Origin of the sequence: Pseudomonas sp. BT76 TE3572, from assembly GCF_050435365.1 — a bacterium.
In the GTDB taxonomy this organism is placed as follows: domain Bacteria; phylum Pseudomonadota; class Gammaproteobacteria; order Pseudomonadales; family Pseudomonadaceae; genus Aquipseudomonas; species Aquipseudomonas fluorescens_W.
On record NZ_JBNDKE010000001.1, the window covers coordinates 6366025 to 6382648 of the forward strand.

The 16624-nt window shown below is 58.2% G+C and carries 15 protein-coding genes; all 15 read left to right on the forward strand.

Translation table 11 applies throughout. The features are described from left to right. The first annotated feature begins 386 nt into the window (after window positions 1-386). The 15 genes from flhA to ABH912_RS29155 all read left to right on the forward strand — a co-directional run bounded on the left by flhA (window position 387) and on the right by ABH912_RS29155 (window position 16561). The gene (flhA, locus tag ABH912_RS29085; protein ID WP_429512358.1) at window positions 387-2516 is read left to right on the forward strand and encodes a flagellar biosynthesis protein FlhA; all 2130 of its coding nucleotides are present in this window, start codon (window positions 387-389) and stop codon (window positions 2514-2516) included. Window positions 2517-2527: 11 nt separating this feature from the next. Then, window positions 2528-3856 carry a flagellar biosynthesis protein FlhF gene (flhF, locus tag ABH912_RS29090; protein WP_429512360.1) on the forward strand — a complete coding sequence of 443 codons (1329 nt, stop codon included), beginning with the start codon at window positions 2528-2530 and terminating at the stop codon, window positions 3854-3856. Window positions 3857-3972: 116 nt separating this feature from the next. Next, a complete protein-coding gene (fleN, locus tag ABH912_RS29095; protein ID WP_008001746.1) occupies window positions 3973-4803 on the forward strand; it encodes a flagellar synthesis regulator FleN in 831 nt (276 codons plus the stop codon). Continuing rightward, complete coding sequence (gene fliA, locus ABH912_RS29100; protein ID WP_007894214.1) at window positions 4800-5540, forward strand: RNA polymerase sigma factor FliA; 741 nt, start codon at window positions 4800-4802, stop codon at window positions 5538-5540. Before fleN ends, fliA begins: the two co-directional genes overlap by 4 nt. A gap of 166 nt (window positions 5541-5706) precedes the next feature. After that, window positions 5707-6078 carry a chemotaxis response regulator CheY gene (locus ABH912_RS29105; protein ID WP_003183998.1) on the forward strand — a complete coding sequence of 124 codons (372 nt, stop codon included), beginning with the start codon at window positions 5707-5709 and terminating at the stop codon, window positions 6076-6078. A gap of 30 nt (window positions 6079-6108) precedes the next feature. Further along, window positions 6109-6897: a protein phosphatase CheZ gene (locus tag ABH912_RS29110; protein WP_033056001.1), complete on the forward strand. Its 789-nt coding sequence runs from the start codon at window positions 6109-6111 to the stop codon at window positions 6895-6897. Window positions 6898-6911: 14 nt separating this feature from the next. Continuing rightward, window positions 6912-9158: a chemotaxis protein CheA gene (locus ABH912_RS29115; protein ID WP_429512363.1), complete on the forward strand. Its 2247-nt coding sequence runs from the start codon at window positions 6912-6914 to the stop codon at window positions 9156-9158. A 49-nt stretch (window positions 9159-9207) separates the two neighbouring features. Continuing rightward, window positions 9208-10338, forward strand: coding sequence for a protein-glutamate methylesterase/protein-glutamine glutaminase (locus ABH912_RS29120; protein WP_033056003.1), 1131 nt, complete (start codon window positions 9208-9210; stop codon window positions 10336-10338). Beyond that, window positions 10338-11078 carry a flagellar motor protein gene (locus ABH912_RS29125; RefSeq protein ID WP_033056004.1) on the forward strand — a complete coding sequence of 247 codons (741 nt, stop codon included), beginning with the start codon at window positions 10338-10340 and terminating at the stop codon, window positions 11076-11078. The genes ABH912_RS29120 and ABH912_RS29125 overlap by 1 nt, the downstream gene beginning before the upstream one ends. Before the next feature lie 15 nt (window positions 11079-11093). Beyond that, window positions 11094-11984, forward strand: a complete 891-nt coding sequence (gene motD, locus ABH912_RS29130) for a flagellar motor protein MotD (RefSeq protein WP_033056006.1) — start codon at window positions 11094-11096, stop codon at window positions 11982-11984. 43 nt (window positions 11985-12027) lie between these two features. Beyond that, the gene (locus ABH912_RS29135; protein ID WP_033056007.1) at window positions 12028-12816 is read left to right on the forward strand and encodes a ParA family protein; all 789 of its coding nucleotides are present in this window, start codon (window positions 12028-12030) and stop codon (window positions 12814-12816) included. Between the two features lies 1 nt (window position 12817). After that, window positions 12818-13702 carry a CheW domain-containing protein gene (locus tag ABH912_RS29140; protein ID WP_033056009.1) on the forward strand — a complete coding sequence of 295 codons (885 nt, stop codon included), beginning with the start codon at window positions 12818-12820 and terminating at the stop codon, window positions 13700-13702. An 87-nt stretch (window positions 13703-13789) separates the two neighbouring features. After that, the gene (locus tag ABH912_RS29145) at window positions 13790-14275 is read left to right on the forward strand and encodes a chemotaxis protein CheW (protein WP_008155806.1); all 486 of its coding nucleotides are present in this window, start codon (window positions 13790-13792) and stop codon (window positions 14273-14275) included. Further along, on the forward strand, window positions 14276-14671 hold the full coding sequence (locus ABH912_RS29150) for a DUF2802 domain-containing protein (RefSeq protein ID WP_033056011.1): 396 nt from the start codon (window positions 14276-14278) through the stop codon (window positions 14669-14671). It begins immediately after the preceding gene. 261 nt (window positions 14672-14932) lie between these two features. Beyond that, complete coding sequence (locus tag ABH912_RS29155) at window positions 14933-16561, forward strand: hypothetical protein (RefSeq protein WP_429512367.1); 1629 nt, start codon at window positions 14933-14935, stop codon at window positions 16559-16561. Window positions 16562-16624: the final 63 nt, after the last annotated feature.

Genomic DNA, 16624 nt, shown 5'->3' on the forward strand with positions numbered 1-16624 from the left:
CCGCCAGCATTGATTTCGTTGAGGTTCAAGGCCTGCAACTGTTCCGGGGGACGCGGTACATGGTCGGCAAGGCGCTTGATTTCGGTCCGATCCACAAAGAGCAGATTCTGACGGCGCGTTGATCCCTATTTGCAATCCATTGCGTTTGTAGCAGCTGTCGAGCCTGCGAGGCTGCGTCCGAGCCGGGGTCGCGCTCGACCGAAGTTCTCGCAAAGGTTTACGACTGCTTCGCAGCCGGACGCAGTCTCGCGGGCTCGGCAGCTGCTACAAAAGCTCGGTAGATCCCTCTATTCCCCACCTCTGCAAAAGTTGGAAGGTTTCTTGCAGTAGCGGCTCTGCGCCTGCTTTCGGCGTCAAAAGTTTGCTTCAAGGAACGGGGAATACCGGTGGATCGCTCTCAGTTACTCAACAGTGCTCGCACAAACGTTGCCGACTTAAGTCGGGGCAATCTGGGTGTGCCGTTGTTGCTGCTGGTCATGCTGGCGATGATGATGTTGCCGGTGCCGCCGTTCCTGCTGGACGTGTTCTTCACGTTCAACATTGCCTTGTCGATTGTCGTACTGCTGGTGTGTGTTTATGCGTTGCGGCCACTGGACTTTGCGGTGTTCCCGACCATTTTGCTGGTGGCGACCCTGTTGCGACTGGCGCTGAACGTGGCCTCTACGCGCGTGGTGATGCTCCACGGTCAGGACGGCCATGCCGCCGCCGGTAAGGTGATCCAGGCCTTCGGCGAGGTGGTGATCGGCGGTAACTACGTGGTCGGTATCGTCGTCTTCGCGATTTTGATGATCATCAACTTTGTCGTGGTGACCAAGGGTGCCGGGCGGATTTCCGAGGTGAGTGCGCGTTTCACCCTCGATGCGATGCCCGGTAAACAAATGGCGATCGACGCCGACTTGAACGCCGGCCTGATCGACCAGAACCAGGCCAAACTGCGCCGGATGGAAGTGGCCCAGGAAGCCGAGTTCTACGGTTCCATGGACGGTGCCAGCAAGTTCGTTCGCGGTGACGCCATTGCCGGCCTGCTGATTCTGTTCATCAACCTGATCGGCGGCATGGCGGTTGGTATCTTCCAGCACGGCATGAGCTTCGGCGACGCCGGCAAGGTTTACGCACTGCTGACCATCGGTGACGGTTTGGTGGCGCAATTGCCATCACTGCTTTTATCTACAGCTGCAGCGATCATGGTGACCCGTGCTTCCGGTTCGGAAGACATGGGCAAGCAGATCAATCGCCAGATGTTTGCTTCGCCCAAAGCGTTGGCCGTGGCGGCGGGTTTGATGGCGGTGATGGGCCTCGTGCCGGGCATGCCGCACTTTTCCTTTCTCAGCATGGCAGCCCTGGCGGGTGGCGGCGCGTACCTGTTCTGGAAGAAGCAGAACGTGGTCAAGGTTCAGGCGCTGCAAGAGGTCAAGCGTCAACAGGAACTGCTGCCATCGCCCGCTCGCGCTCAGGAAACCAAGGAGCTTGGCTGGGATGACGTCACTCCGATCGACATGATCGGCCTGGAAGTCGGCTACCGGCTGATTCCGCTGGTGGACCGCAATCAGGGTGGTCAGTTGCTGGCGCGGATCAAGGGCGTGCGCAAGAAGCTGTCCCAGGACCTGGGCTTCCTGATGCCAACCGTGCATATCCGTGACAACCTCGACCTGGCGCCGAGCGCCTATCGCCTGACCCTGATGGGGGTGATCCTCGCTGAGGCGGAGATTTACCCGGATCGCGAACTGGCGATCAACCCGGGGCAGGTCTACGGTACGCTCAACGGCATTACCGCCAAAGATCCGGCTTTCGGGCTGGAGGCGGTCTGGATCGAAATCAGTCAGCGTGCCCAGGCTCAATCCCTCGGTTACACCGTGGTCGATGCCAGTACGGTAGTGGCAACCCACTTGAACCAGATTCTGTACAAGCACTCCAGTGAGCTGATCGGACACGAAGAAGTCCAGCAACTCATGCAATTGCTGGGCAAAAGCTCGCCTAAACTGGCCGAAGAGCTGGTACCTGGCGTGGTGTCGCTGTCACAGCTGCTCAAAGTATTGCAGGCATTGCTGGCCGAACAGGTGCCAGTACGGGACATTCGCAGCATTGCCGAAGCCATCGCCAACAATGCCAGCAAGAGTCAAGATACTGCCGCGCTGGTGGCCGCGGTGCGCGTCGGCGTATCCCGCGCAATCGTCCAAAGCATTGTAGGGACTGACTCCGAGCTCCCAGTGATCACCCTGGAGCCAAGGTTGGAACAAATATTGCTCAATAGTCTTCAGAAGGCAGGACAAGGCTCGGAAGAGGGCGTTCTGCTGGAGCCAAGCATGGCTGAGAAACTGCAACGCTCGTTGATCGATGCGGCGCAGCGTCAGGAAATGCAAGGTCAACCGGTGATTCTGCTGGTAGCCGGTCCGGTTCGCGCGATGTTGTCGCGATTCGGCCGATTGGCAGTCCCGGGTTTGCATGTGTTGGCTTACCAGGAAATTCCTGACAACAAGCAAGTGACCATCGTTGCGACAGTAGGGCCCAACGGCTGAGGTAGTGGTTTATGCAAGTTAAGCGTTTTTTCGCCGCCGATATGCGTCAGGCCATGAAACTGGTTCGTGATGAGCTGGGCGCTGATGCCGCCATCATTGGCAACCGCCGGATCGCCGGTGGTGTCGAGCTGACGGCTGCCCTGGATTACAAGTTGTCGGCGCTGGCTCCGCGCGTTCCGAACATGGAACTCGAAGACGAGCTGCGCAAGACCCAGTCGCGGATCGTCACCGCTCAGGCCGAACTGAGCCTGCGCAGCGATGGCGAGAGCGACAAGTCCACCAATCGCCAATTGTTCGCCGGCCTGCCACTGACCGCCGCCGAGCCGCTGATCGAACCGACTTACACCGAACTCCGTCGTCCTGCACCAGCTGCGGCACCTGCCTCCGGTGGCGTCGATCCACGGGCGTTCGACTCGATGCGTTTCGAACTCAACAGCCTGCGCGAACTGATGGAAGTGCAACTCGGCTCCCTGGCCTGGAATCAGCTGCAAGGCAGCCGTCCGGCCCAGGCCAATCTTTGGCGTCGCCTGCAACGCATCGGTCTGTCCGGTCCGTTGTCGCGCGATTTGCTGGCGCTGATTACCGATATTGAAGAACCTCGTCAGGCCTGGCGCATGTTGCTGGCGCATCTGGCGCGGATGATCGCCACACCGGAAGTCGAGCCTCTGGAAGAGGGCGGCGTGATTGCCATGGTCGGCCCTGCCGGCATGGGCAAGACCACCACCCTGGCCAAGCTCGCGGCCCGTTACGTGCTCAAGTACGGCGCGCAGAATATCGCGCTGGTCAGCATGGACAGCTACCGTATTGGTGCTCAGGAACAACTCAAGACGTTGGGCCGGATCCTCAATGTGTCGGTGACGCATGTCGATCCGGGCCAATCGCTGGTGCAGGCGCTGGAGCCTTTGCTGCGCAAGCGCGTGGTGCTGATCGATACCGCGGGCCTTCAGGCCAGCGATCCGGCACTGCGCATGCAGCTCGAAAGCCTGGCCGGTCGTGGCATCAAATCAAAAAATTATCTGGTCCTGGCAACCACCAGCCAGAAACAGGTTCTAACGGCCGCTTATCACAGTTACAAGCGTTGTGGGCTCGCTGGCTGCATCCTGACTAAACTGGATGAAACGGCAAGTCTGGGCGAGGTGTTGAGCCTGGCCATCAGTCATGAATTACCAGTGGCCTATCTGACCGATGGCCCGCGGATTCCGGATGATTTGCATCTGCCGCGTCGTCATCAGTTGGTCAGTCGCGCCGTCAGCGTGCAAATGCAAGAAGAACCCAGCGAAGAAGCCATGGCTGACATGTTCGCTGATATTTACCACAGCCCGACCAAGCAGGTTGGCTGAGGTATTAATGAACAGTTTTTGTACCTACATCGATGGTCTGCCATGCATTGTTCAGTTAGTGAACGCGCAGCCAGTAATGTGGCCTCCGTCTATGCAAGACAAGGTAAAGAAATAACATGGGCAGCATGCATCCCGTACAGGTGATCGCGGTGACCGGCGGCAAAGGTGGCGTCGGGAAGACTAACGTGTCAGTGAACTTGTCCCTGGCTCTAGCTGAGCTCGGTCGGCGCGTCATGCTGTTGGACGCCGATCTGGGGCTGGCGAACGTCGACGTCCTGCTGGGACTGACACCCAAACGTACTTTGGCCGACGTGATCGAAGGCCGCTGTGAGCTGCGCGACGTACTGTTGCAGGGCCCAGGCGGTATTCGAATCGTCCCGGCCGCGTCCGGCACACAGAGCATGGTTCATTTGAGCCCGGCCCAACACGCCGGCCTGATCCAGGCGTTCAGCGATATCGGTGACAACCTCGACGTGCTGGTGATCGACACCGCTGCGGGCATTGGTGACTCGGTAGTCAGTTTCGTTCGCGCAGCGCAAGAAGTCTTGCTGGTGGTCTGCGACGAGCCGACCTCGATCACCGATGCCTACGCACTGATCAAACTGCTGAACCGCGATTACGGCATGAACCGCTTCCGCGTCCTGGCCAACATGGCCCAGAGCCCGCAGGAAGGGCGCAACCTGTTCGCCAAGTTGACCAAGGTCACGGATCGCTTCCTTGACGTCGCCTTACAATACGTCGGCGCGGTGCCTTACGACGAAAGTGTGCGCAAGGCTGTGCAGAAACAGCGCGCCGTCTACGAAGCCTTCCCTCGGTCCAAGTGCTCACTGGCGTTCAAGGCGATTGCACAGAAGGTCGATACCTGGCCGCTACCTGCCAACCCGCGTGGGCACCTGGAGTTTTTCGTCGAGCGCCTCGTGCAACAAACGGCAGGACCGGTGTTATGACAGCCAGTGGCTACAACCTCTACAAGAAGTCGGCACGTGACGCGCAGTACGAGCTGATCGAGCGTTATGCGCCACTGGTTAAACGCATTGCCTACCACTTGCTGGCGCGTCTGCCAGCCAGTGTTCAGGTTGAAGATCTGATCCAGGCCGGGATGATCGGCCTGCTTGAAGTGTCGACCAAATACGACGCCAGCAAAGGCGCGAGTTTCGAGACGTACGCGGGCATTCGAATCCGTGGCGCGATGCTCGATGAAGTACGCAAGGGGGACTGGGCGCCACGTTCGGTCCACCGTAATACCCGGATGGTCAGCGACGCAATTCGCTCGATTGAAGCTAAAACCGGTCGTGACGCTAAAGATCACGAGGTTGCGGCCGAACTCCAATTGAGTCTCGACGATTATTACGGGATTTTGAACGACACCCTGGGCAGCCGGCTATTCAGTTTCGACGATCTGTTGCAGGACGGCGAACACGAAGGGCTGCACGAGGATGGCGCCAGTGCTCATCTCGAGCCGTCACGCGATCTGGAAGATGAACGCTTCCAGGCGGCGCTGGCGGACGCGATTGCCAATTTGCCGGAGCGTGAGCGACTGGTGTTGGCGCTGTACTACGACGAAGAGTTGAATCTCAAGGAAATCGGTGAGGTCCTGGGGGTCAGCGAATCTCGGGTCAGCCAGTTACACAGCCAGTGCGCGGCCCGCTTGCGGGGGCGTTTGGGGGAGTGGCGAGCGCGCTGAAGGCAGTGTGGGGACACTGCGAGCGGGACCGGTGTGGGATTAGCTGCACCGGTCGCGATTTGTTGTGCTCCAGACAGTCATCGAGTGCATTGCCGGATTGATTGAAATGGCGCGTCCAGGTGCTGGGCGCGTTTAAGACTGCTTGGAGGTCGAATTGGACAAGAACATGAAAATCCTCATCGTTGATGACTTCTCAACGATGCGGCGGATCATTAAAAACCTGTTGCGTGACCTTGGGTTCACCAACACGGTCGAGGCCGACGATGGCACTACTGCCATTCCGGTTCTCAACAGCGGCAGCATCGACTTTCTGGTAACAGACTGGAACATGCCTGGCATGACCGGTATCGACCTGCTGCGCCACGTGCGTGCCGATGAAAAGCTCAAGCACCTGCCGGTGCTGATGGTGACAGCTGAAGCCAAGCGCGAGCAGATCATCGAGGCAGCCCAGGCCGGAGTTAACGGCTATGTGGTCAAGCCCTTCACGGCCCAGGCGTTAAAAGAAAAAATCGAGAAGATTTTCGAACGCATCGGTTGATGTGCGAAGCCACTGCGCCACGGGGGAGCTATGGAGCATAACGAGTCTTCACAGAGCGATTTCGAATCGACTCTGAAAAAACACGCGGTCGAACTGGTCGACAGCCTTGAAAAAGGCAGGTTCGGCGACGCTGTGCAACTGATCCATGAGCTCAATCAGACCCGTGATCGTGGCCTGTATCAGGAAGTGGGCAAGCTCACTCGCGAGCTGCATAGCGCGATCGTCAATTTCCAGATTGACCCGCACATGCCGCAAGCCGAGGAAGTCTCGCAGATCACGGACGCCACCGAGCGTCTGGGTTATGTGGTCAAGCTGACCGAGGCTGCTGCCAACCGCACCATGGACCTGGTGGAAAACGCCACGCCGCTGGTCAACGGCCTGAGCAACGAAGCCCAGGCCTTGAGCACCGACTGGGGACGGTTCATGCGTCGCGAAGTCGGGGCTGAAGAGTTCCGCGAGCTTGCTCGGCGAGTCGACGGTTTCCTGACACGCAGCAGCGAAGACAATCGCGTTGTGTCGAGCAACCTCAACGACATTTTGCTCGCTCAGGATTACCAGGACCTCACCGGTCAGGTGATCAAGCGTGTGACCCAATTGGTCACCGAAGTTGAAAGCAACCTGCTCAAGCTCGTGCTTATGGCCAGTCAGGTGGACCGCTTTGCGGGCATCGAACATGACCGTGAAGCGATGCTGGCAGAAAAAGATCCGCAAAAACATCTCTCTCAGGGTGAAGGTCCGCAGATTCATGCCGATAAAAGAGAAGACGTTGTGTCCGGTCAGGACGATGTAGACGATTTGCTTTCCAGCCTTGGATTCTAGGAGCACCCCTACACATGAGCTTCGGCGCCGATGAAGAGATCCTTCAGGATTTCCTGGTTGAGGCCGGCGAGATTCTAGAGCAACTGTCCGAACAGCTGGTCGAGCTTGAAAGCCGACCTGATGATGCGGACTTGCTCAATGCAATTTTTCGCGGTTTTCACACTGTAAAAGGAGGCGCCGGCTTCCTCCAGCTCAACGAGTTGGTGGAGTGCTGTCACATCGCCGAGAACGTGTTCGACATCCTGCGCAAGGGTGAACGTCGCGTCGACTCGGAACTGATGGACGTGGTTCTCGAAGCGCTGGATGCGGTGAACGGCATGTTTACCGAAGTCCGCGAGCGCAGCCCGATCACGGCTGCCACGCCAGAATTGCTGGCGGCACTGGCCCGTCTGGCCGAGCCGCAAACCGCCGATGAAACGGCACCGGTCGCCGAGGTGGTGGAAGAACCTGCCGCCGAGAGCGAATCAGGTGACATCACCGATAACGAATTCGAACAACTGCTGGACTCGCTGAACGCCGTCAAGGCTCAGGCAGAAGCTCCGGCCGTTGTGCCTGCGCCGAGCAGCCATGCGGCGGCCAGCGACGAAATCACCGATGCCGAGTTTGAGTCGTTGCTCGATCAGCTGCACGGTAAGGGCCAATTCGCCGTCGATGCGGTAGCCCCGGCGCCAGCCGCACCGGCTGCCCCGAAAGCGGCAGGCGACAGCTCCGATATCACCGACGACGAGTTCGAAGCCCTGCTCGATCAGTTGCACGGCAAGGGCAACTTTGCCGTTGATGCGCTGGAATCGGCCATTGCTTCGGTCCCGGCCCCGGCTGCGCCAACCGCTAAAGCGGCTGGCGGCGATCTGATCTCCGATCACGAATTCGAATCGCTGCTCGACGAATTGCACGGTAAAGGCAAGTTCACTGAAGTGGGCACCGGTGCAGTGGTTTCGGCTCCAGCGGCCAAGGCCCCGGCACCTGTCGCGAAGCCTGCGGCCAAAGCGCCCGAGCCTAAAGCTGAAGCGCCGAAACCGGCAGCCGCAGCGGCTCCGGCACCTGCTCGCGCCGCTCCGTCCGCGCCGCCACCGGAAAAACCGGCCAGCGAAGCCGAGACCACCGTGCGGGTCGATACCGCGCGTCTCGACGAAATCATGAACATGGTTGGCGAACTGGTACTGGTGCGTAACCGCTTGGTCCGTCTGGGCCTCAACAGCGGCGACGAAGCCATGTCCAAGGCCGTGTCGAACCTCGACGTGGTCACGGCCGACCTGCAAACCGCGGTCATGAAGACCCGGATGCAACCGATCAAGAAGGTCTTCGGGCGCTTCCCGCGCCTGGTTCGCGACCTGGCTCGCCAGCTCAAGAAAGAGATCAACCTGGAGCTGGTCGGCGAAGAAACCGACCTCGACAAGAACCTCGTCGAGGCCCTGGCCGACCCGCTGGTCCACTTGGTGCGCAACTCGGTCGACCACGGTATTGAAGAGCCGGCCGAACGTGAAGCGATGGGCAAGCCTCGCAGCGGCAAGGTGATCCTGTCCGCTGAACAGGAAGGCGACCACATCCTGCTGTCGATCTCCGATGACGGCAAGGGTATGGACGCCGATGTTCTGCGCGGCATTGCCGTGAAGAAAGGCTTGATGGACAAGGATGCAGCGGATCGCCTCAGCGAATCCGATTGCTTCAACCTGATCTTCGCACCGGGTTTTTCGACCAAGACCGAAATTTCCGATGTCTCCGGACGCGGCGTGGGCATGGACGTGGTGAAAACCAAAATCGCCCAGCTCAACGGCACCATCAATATCTATTCGACCAAGGGCAAGGGCTCGAAGATCGTCATCAAGGTCCCGTTGACCCTGGCGATCATGCCGACGCTGATGGTCATGCTGGGCAACCAGGCGTTTGCGTTCCCGCTGGTGAACGTCAACGAGATCTTCCACCTCGACCTGTCGCGCACCAACGTGGTGGACGGCCAGGAAGTGGTAATCGTGCGGGACAAGGCGCTGCCATTGTTCTACCTCAAACGCTGGCTGGTCAGCTCTGCCGCTCACGAAGAGCAGCGCGAAGGCCATGTGGTGATCCTTTCGGTGGGCACTCAGCGGATCGGCTTCGTCGTCGATCAACTGGTGGGCCAGGAAGAAGTGGTCATCAAGCCATTGGGCAAAATGCTCCAGGGAACCCCGGGCATGTCCGGCGCCACCATTACCGGTGACGGCCGCATTGCGCTGATTCTCGATGTTCCGAGCATGCTCAAGCGTTACGCCGCACGGCGTATTTGATTCTGGTGGGGCGGGGCGACTGAGCCTCGCTCCGTCTAACGGAGTGTTTATGGCAGTTAAAGTCCTGGTGGTGGACGATTCGGGGTTTTTCCGCCGCCGCGTCTCGGAAATTCTTTCAGCGGATCCGAATATCCAGGTCGTCGGCACGGCGACCAACGGAAAAGAGGCGATTGATCAGGCGCTGGCCCTCAAGCCAGACGTGATCACCATGGACTACGAGATGCCGATGATGGATGGCATCACGGCGGTGCGGCACATCATGCAGCGCTGCCCGACCCCGGTGTTGATGTTCTCCTCGCTGACGCACGAAGGCGCTCGGGTAACCCTCGACGCACTGGATGCCGGCGCGGTGGATTTCCTGCCGAAGAATTTCGAAGACATCTCCCGTAACCCGGAGAAGGTCAAGCAACTGCTGTGCGAGAAGATTCTCAGCATCTCGCGCAGTAACCGTCGCGCCAACACCTACAGCGCTCCGGCACCTGTCGCCGCACCCGCTCCGACGCCTGCACCTTCGAGTGTCAGCAGCTACGGCAGCAGCGCGCCTGCGCGCCCGGCACCGGCTCCGATTCCGGCCCGTACGTACGCGCCAGCCTCGTCGTCGCCCGCACCGAAACGCAAAGCCTACAAACTGGTCGCCATCGGTACGTCCACGGGCGGCCCGGTTGCCCTGCAGCGGGTTCTGACCCAATTGCCGGCCAACTTCCCCGCACCGATCGTATTGATCCAGCACATGCCGGCTGCCTTTACCAAGGCCTTCGCCGAGCGTCTGGACAAGCTCTGCCGCATCAGCGTCAAGGAAGCCGAGGATGGCGACATCCTGCGTCCGGGCCTGGCGTTGCTGGCGCCGGGTGGCAAGCAAATGATGATCGACGGCCGTGGTGCGGTGAAAATCCTCCCAGGCGATGAACGTTTGAACTACAAACCGTGCGTGGACATCACCTTCGGTTCGGCGGCCAAGTCTTACGGTGACAAAGTTCTGGCGGTCGTATTGACCGGCATGGGCGCCGATGGCCGCGAAGGCGCGCGTCTGCTCAAGCAGGGCGGCAGTGCAATCTGGGCTCAGGATGAAGCCAGCTGCGTGATCTACGGTATGCCGATGGCCATCGTCAAAGCCGAACTCGCCGATGCGGTGTACAGCCTGGACGATATCGGCAAGCATCTGGTCGAGGCTTGTATCTGATGGACGTTTTAAGCCTTATCGGGATCATCCTGGCGTTCGTCGCCATCATTGGCGGCAACTACCTTGAAGGCGGCCACCTCGGCGCGCTGGCCAACGGCCCGGCGGCGTTGATCGTTATCGGTGGCACCGTCGGTGCGGCGCTGCTGCAGGCACCGATGAGCGCCTTCAAGCGCGCCATGCAGATTCTGGCCTGGATCCTGTTTCCTCCGCGCATCGACCTCGCCGGTGGCGTCGATCGCGTTGTGAGCTGGAGCCTGACCGCGCGCAAGGAAGGCCTGCTGGGTCTGGAAGGAGTAGCCGACGCCGAATCGGACAACTACTCGCGCAAAGGCCTGCAACTGCTGGTGGACGGCGCCGAGCCGGAAGCGATTCGCAGCATTCTGGAAGTGGATTTCTACACCCAGGAAAGCCGCGACATCGAAGCCGCCAAAGTCTTCGAAAGCATGGGCGGCTACGCGCCGACCATCGGGATTATCGGTGCGGTGATGGGCCTGATCCACGTGATGGGCAACCTGGCCGATCCATCGCAACTGGGTAGCGGCATCGCCGTGGCCTTCGTCGCGACCATCTACGGCGTGGCCAGTGCCAACCTGGTGCTGCTGCCGATTGCCGCCAAACTCAAGTCCATCGCTTTGCGGCAGTCGCGTTATCGCGAAATGTTGTTGGAAGGCATTCTGTCGATCGCCGAAGGTGAAAACCCTCGCTCTATTGAGTTGAAGCTTCAGGGCTTCATGGATTGATGGGGGTAATGGACTATGGCTCGTCGTCGGCAACCTGAAGAACATGTAAACCATGAACGTTGGCTGGTTTCGTACGCCGACTTCATTACGTTGCTGTTCGCTTTCTTCGTGGTGATGTACTCGATCTCTTCGATCAACGAAGGCAAGTACAAGGTAATTTCCGAAGCGTTGATCGGGGTCTTTACCGACTCCGACCGCGCCCTCAAGCCGATCCCGATCGGCGACGAGCGACCGAAGACCGTGACCCCGGCCAAACCGCTGGTTAAAGACGCCGAGCAGGTCGACGCCGGTATCGCGGGTGCCAGCGATCCGCTCAAAACCATCGCCGACGACATCAGTGCCGCGTTCGGCGACTTGATCAGCTCCAACCAGATGACCATTCGTGGCAACGAGCTGTGGGTCGAGATCGAACTCAATTCCAGCCTGTTGTTCGGCAGCGGCGACGCCATGCCCAGCGACATCGCATTCAACATCATCGACAAGGTTGCCGCGATTCTGAAGCCGTTCGACAACCCGATTCACGTCGAAGGTTTCACTGACGATCAACCGATCCGCACCGCGCAATACCCGACCAACTGGGAGCTGTCCTCGGCGCGGTCGGCGAGCATCGTGCGCATGCTGGCGATGCAGGGTGTGAACCCCGGTCGCCTGGCATCGGTGGGGTACGGCGAGTTCCAGCCAGTGGCCAACAACGCCACTGCCGAGGGCCGGGCGCGTAACCGTCGCGTCGTCTTGGTGGTGTCACGAAATCTCGATGTACGCCGCAGCCTCACCGGTACCGGAACCGCCAATGCAAAACCGGATGCCGCGTTGAAGCGTGCTGGCACACAAACTGCACCGACCCCGGTCAAGTCGCCGGGACGAGAGAGCGCCGTCAATTCTCCGTCACCCGCATTAATACGCTGAACCATTTCTCGGTCGACCATGTCGACCGGGAGGAACAATCCGAATGAGAGTCTGGGCCGTTGCCAATCAAAAGGGTGGTGTTGGTAAAACCACTTCCTCTATCGCTTTAGCCGGTTTGCTGGCCGAGGCGGGCAAGCGCGTGGTTGTGGTCGATCTCGACCCCCACGGCTCCATGACCAGCTACTTCGGTTATGACCCCGACAGCCTGGAACACAGCAGCTACGACCTGTTCCTGAACAAGGGCAGTGTGCCGCAAGGCTTGCCCGGTCAGTTGCTGTTGCCGACCAGCCACGAGAGTATTTCCCTGCTGCCATCAAGCACCGCACTCGCGACCCTCGAGCGCCAGTCGCCGGGGCAGAGTGGCTTGGGCCTGGTGATTGCCAAGAGCCTGGCGCAACTTTGGCAGGACTTCGATTACGCCGTGATCGACAGCCCGCCGTTGCTCGGTTTGCTGATGGTCAATGCCTTGGCGGCGAGCCAGCAATTGGTGATTCCGGTGCAGACCGAACACTTGGCGGTCAAAGGCCTGGAGCGCATGGTCAACACTCTGGCGATGATCAATCGTTCGCGTAAACAGGCGCTGCCGTTCAGCATCGTGCCGACCCTGTTCGACCGCCGTACGCAGGCTTCCCTCGGAACGCTGCGAGTGTTGCGTGACAAATACCCGGAAGAAATCTGGCAGGGCTATATCCCGGTCGATACTCGCTTGCGTGATGCCAGCCGTGCTGGCGTGACGCCTTCGCAGTTCGACGGCAAGAGCCGTGGCGTGCTGGCTTATCGCGCGTTGCTCAAGCATCTGCTGGCCGCACAACTTGTTCCGCAGGTGGCGTGAGATGAACCGCCCGGTAAAAATCACCTCGCGCCCGCAACTGGCACTCCAGTCTTATCTGGACAGCTTGCTGATGGAGGCGACTGAAGAGTTGCCGCCGGAAATCGAAGCGCTGGTTGAAATCGTTGAGGTTGTTGAAGCGGTCGAATCTGAAGCTGCACTGGACGAGTTCCAGGCGGCGGTGCTTGAAGAGCAGGCTCGAGATGCGCAGAACCCCGCCGTGGCTGCTGCGCCGATAGCAGCGCCCGTGGTGAAAGCTCCAATGGCGCTGGTCGAAGCACCTGTACCGGTGCTGGCGCCGGTCTCCACCATCGCACCGCTGCTGCAAGCCTTGGTACCGCCAGTGGTCGAAGTCCACCTGCCGCCAAGTAATACGCCGCCACCGGTGGAAACCGATGGTCGCCCGTCCTGGGCCGCCGAGCCGTTCGAATGCCTGTTGTTCGATGTCGCCGGGCTGACCCTGGCCGTACCGCTGGTGTGTCTGGGGTCGATTTATTCTTTGGCCGGTCACGAGCTGACACCGCTGTTCGGTCAGCCGGAATGGTTCCTCGGGATCCTGCCGAGCCAGGCCGGCAACCTGAAAGTATTGGACACCGCGCGTTGGGTCATGCCGGACCGCTACCGCGACGATTTCCGTCAGGGCCTGCAATACGTTATTTCGGTTCAGGGCTACGAATGGGGGCTGGCGGTGCATCAGGTCAGCCGCTCGTTGCGCCTGGACCCGAACGAAATCAAATGGAGAAGTCATCGAGGTCAGCGGCCATGGCTCGCCGGCACGGTGATTGAGCACATGTGTGCGCTGCTGGACGTTTCCGCCCTGGCCGAGTTGATCGCCAGCGGCGGGGCAAAGCACATGAGCAGCAGCAAGCCGCTACACAAACCGACATAGCTGCCGACATAACAAGTATGCGACGGCATTGTTGAATGCCGCCAACAGAACACACACCGCTATGGCGGTTTTTCGAGGGGTCAGGGTATGAGTAATCAAGCGACGAATGCAAAAGGTTCTGAAGATCCGATCCTGCAATGGGTGACCTTCAAACTGGACAATGAAACCTACGGCATCAACGTGATGCGCGTTCAGGAAGTCCTGCGTTACACCGAAATCGCCCCGGTCCCGGGTGCCCCGAGCTACGTGCTGGGCATCATCAACCTGCGCGGTAACGTGGTCACCGTGATCGACACCCGTCAGCGCTTCGGCCTGATGAACGCCGAAATCAGCGACAACACCCGTATCGTCATCATTGAAGCCGACAAGCAAGTCGTCGGGATCATGGTCGACAGCGTCGCCGAAGTGGTTTACCTGCGTCAGTCGGAAATCGAAACCGCGCCGAACGTCGGTAACGAAGAATCCGCCAAGTTCATCCAGGGCGTGTGCAACAAGAACAACGAACTGCTGATCCTGGTCGAGCTGGACAAGATGATGAGCGAAGAAGAATGGTCGGACCTGGAGAACATCTGATTGATTCTTGAGGTAGCGGTCATTGTCCTGTTCCTCTTTTGGGCAGGCACGCTGGCGATGTTTCTGGCGTACATACGAGGCCAACGACTGATCGCCACGCAACAGGCCCAGGGCGATGCGCTGCGCGATCAGCGCATCAGGGACTTGGCCAAGCGTGTCGAGGACTACCAGAGCGGCAACGTGCGCATGGGTGAAGACCTGCACGAACTGCGCGCAGTGGTTGCCCCGTTGCCGGACAAACTGGCTCAACTGGAACAGCGCGATCCGTCGAGCCTATCGTTTGCACAGGCGGCAAAACTGGTCGGTATGGGCGCGAGCGTCGATGAACTGACTCAGTCCTGCGGCTTGACCCAGGCTGAGGCGGAGTTGATGAGCAAGATGCACAAGAGCTACTAGAAGCCCCAAGCGGCAAGTGAAAGCAAAAGATCGCAGCCTTCGTCAGTTCCTACGGGTGTACGCACACCCATGTAGGGGCTGACGAAGGCTGCGATCTTTTTTGCATTTGACGCTGACTTTAAATTCCCCCCATCTGTTTATCGAGCAACGTCGGATCATCCAGAGCACCGTCCGTCTGTACTGTTATTTCTGACAGTAGAATTGCATGCTTGGGGCAGCAGAGACTTGAAGTTGATTTCTATCTCAAGAGGAGCTGTCCAGATGAGAGCTTTGATTATTTTAATGTTTTGTTGCGTTACACAAGTTCAAGCCATGTCCGGACAGGCATTGGTCACTGATTTGAACAACAAATACACGAGTCACGTCGCACAGTGTTCGAATGGCACGCCGGCCTACTATTGTTCCGGTGTATTGCTTCGGGCCGTGGATTACAGCACTTTTTTCAAGTTTTGGGATTATGGTTCAGCCGCTACGAAACTCGGCTCGGTGGCGTTTACGTATATTCGCTCCGATATTGGAAGTACTGCGTTGAACGGCAACAGGAAAAGCGGCTTCATCTTAAAGGACCAGACGTCGGCCTTGGCAGATGGTAAGGCGCTGAACCTGCGCTGCATTTTTCCTTTTCCGACTGAGTCACTGGATGTGCGCGCAGACCATGGATGCGGTTTTGCACCCAAGGTTGGGCAACTGAACGCAGACCTTGCCAACTGTGCGAAGTTGGCTGTTCCGGCCACAACTGCGGCTGCCTGGCTGAAGAACTTCACAGAACACAGCTCGTTGCCAAAGAACCAGTGTTCTTTGAGTACGCTTGTGGCGACGCAGTTCAAGGCCAGCCTCGAAGCGCATAAACTCGTCGATGCAGCCTGGACGGCTAAACCGATGGAAGTATTGGTAGAAACCTGGGATGAGAGTAAGCCGGAAAAATTGCCGATTGAAGCGGTGTTTTACGAGGCGTCGTCTCCGGCCAAACTGGCGGATGCACAAAAGTTTCAGCGTGAGTATTATCTGGAAACCTCGCTGTATGTTCCCATTGTCAAGTTGAACTTGGCAGCTGCAGATAAGAATGTTTTCAGTTTTTTGATAGCTGATCAAGTGTATGGGCAAGTGGTGGCAGAACAGTTGAATGCCCGCTTCTCGAATGTCTCGAACGATTGTTCCGGGAATGCGGCATATTTTTGCAGCGGAATCATGATCAGAACAACAAGGGCGACGCCAAACTACCATGCTTGGGATCCTAGTGGTAATTCTATATCGCGCGATGGAATTTCTTTTTCTTTTCTTCGTAAAGATGTGAAGATGAAAAGTCTATATATTTCGGAGAGGCAGGGTTTTATATTCAAGGCTATGAATTTTGCAATTAAATCAAATTCACAGTCTATCACTGTGCGATGTGCCTTTCCGGGGGATGGGGCGACGAGTACTAATAGGAAGCAATCATGCGGACGTCACAATTATTATCCAGGTGAGGGTGACTCTTGTGAGGCAATTGGGGTTTTGACTTTAGCCGCATGGAAAAGTCACTATCACGCTGTGACAGGGACGGAAAATCGATTTTATCATCAGTGCGGGTTGGGTGCAGGCAAAGACCAGTTCACGATTTTTCTACAAGGTCGAAGTAACTTTGAGTATCCTGCTGATTTAAACTATACCAATGAGGTCGTTACTGCAGCGTGGCCTGCGGGTATGCCAAAGAAGCTACCGTTGGAGAGTTTTGTCTATGTTTCGTCTGCTAATCCGGAAGCAGCGCTAGCCGGGGCTCAGTTTATGCAGAAGGATTACTTTGAACAGACAACAGATTATTTGCCTGTTTTACGATTAACATTTGAGGGGGATGTGGCTAAATTCAGTTTTCATGGCGAGGAACAATCGGTATCCGTTATCAGTAAATAATGGGTGAAAGATATATTAAAATCCCACTTTAATGCGGTAGATAATATTCTTGCTGCTCTTAGG

Coding starts and splice junctions, on each gene's coding strand:
- flhF (WP_429512360.1), top strand. CDS start 2,528: ATGCAAGTTAAGCGTTTTTTCGCCGCCGATATGCGTCAGGCCATGAAA.
- fleN (WP_008001746.1), top strand. CDS start 3,973: ATGGGCAGCATGCATCCCGTACAGGTGATCGCGGTGACCGGCGGCAAA.
- fliA (WP_007894214.1), top strand. CDS start 4,800: ATGACAGCCAGTGGCTACAACCTCTACAAGAAGTCGGCACGTGACGCG.
- ABH912_RS29105 (WP_003183998.1), top strand. CDS start 5,707: ATGAAAATCCTCATCGTTGATGACTTCTCAACGATGCGGCGGATCATT.
- ABH912_RS29110 (WP_033056001.1), top strand. CDS start 6,109: ATGGAGCATAACGAGTCTTCACAGAGCGATTTCGAATCGACTCTGAAA.
- ABH912_RS29115 (WP_429512363.1), top strand. CDS start 6,912: ATGAGCTTCGGCGCCGATGAAGAGATCCTTCAGGATTTCCTGGTTGAG.
- ABH912_RS29120 (WP_033056003.1), top strand. CDS start 9,208: ATGGCAGTTAAAGTCCTGGTGGTGGACGATTCGGGGTTTTTCCGCCGC.
- ABH912_RS29125 (WP_033056004.1), top strand. CDS start 10,338: ATGGACGTTTTAAGCCTTATCGGGATCATCCTGGCGTTCGTCGCCATC.
- motD (WP_033056006.1), top strand. CDS start 11,094: ATGGCTCGTCGTCGGCAACCTGAAGAACATGTAAACCATGAACGTTGG.
- ABH912_RS29135 (WP_033056007.1), top strand. CDS start 12,028: ATGAGAGTCTGGGCCGTTGCCAATCAAAAGGGTGGTGTTGGTAAAACC.
- ABH912_RS29140 (WP_033056009.1), top strand. CDS start 12,818: ATGAACCGCCCGGTAAAAATCACCTCGCGCCCGCAACTGGCACTCCAG.
- ABH912_RS29145 (WP_008155806.1), top strand. CDS start 13,790: ATGAGTAATCAAGCGACGAATGCAAAAGGTTCTGAAGATCCGATCCTG.
- ABH912_RS29155 (WP_429512367.1), top strand. CDS start 14,933: ATGAGAGCTTTGATTATTTTAATGTTTTGTTGCGTTACACAAGTTCAA.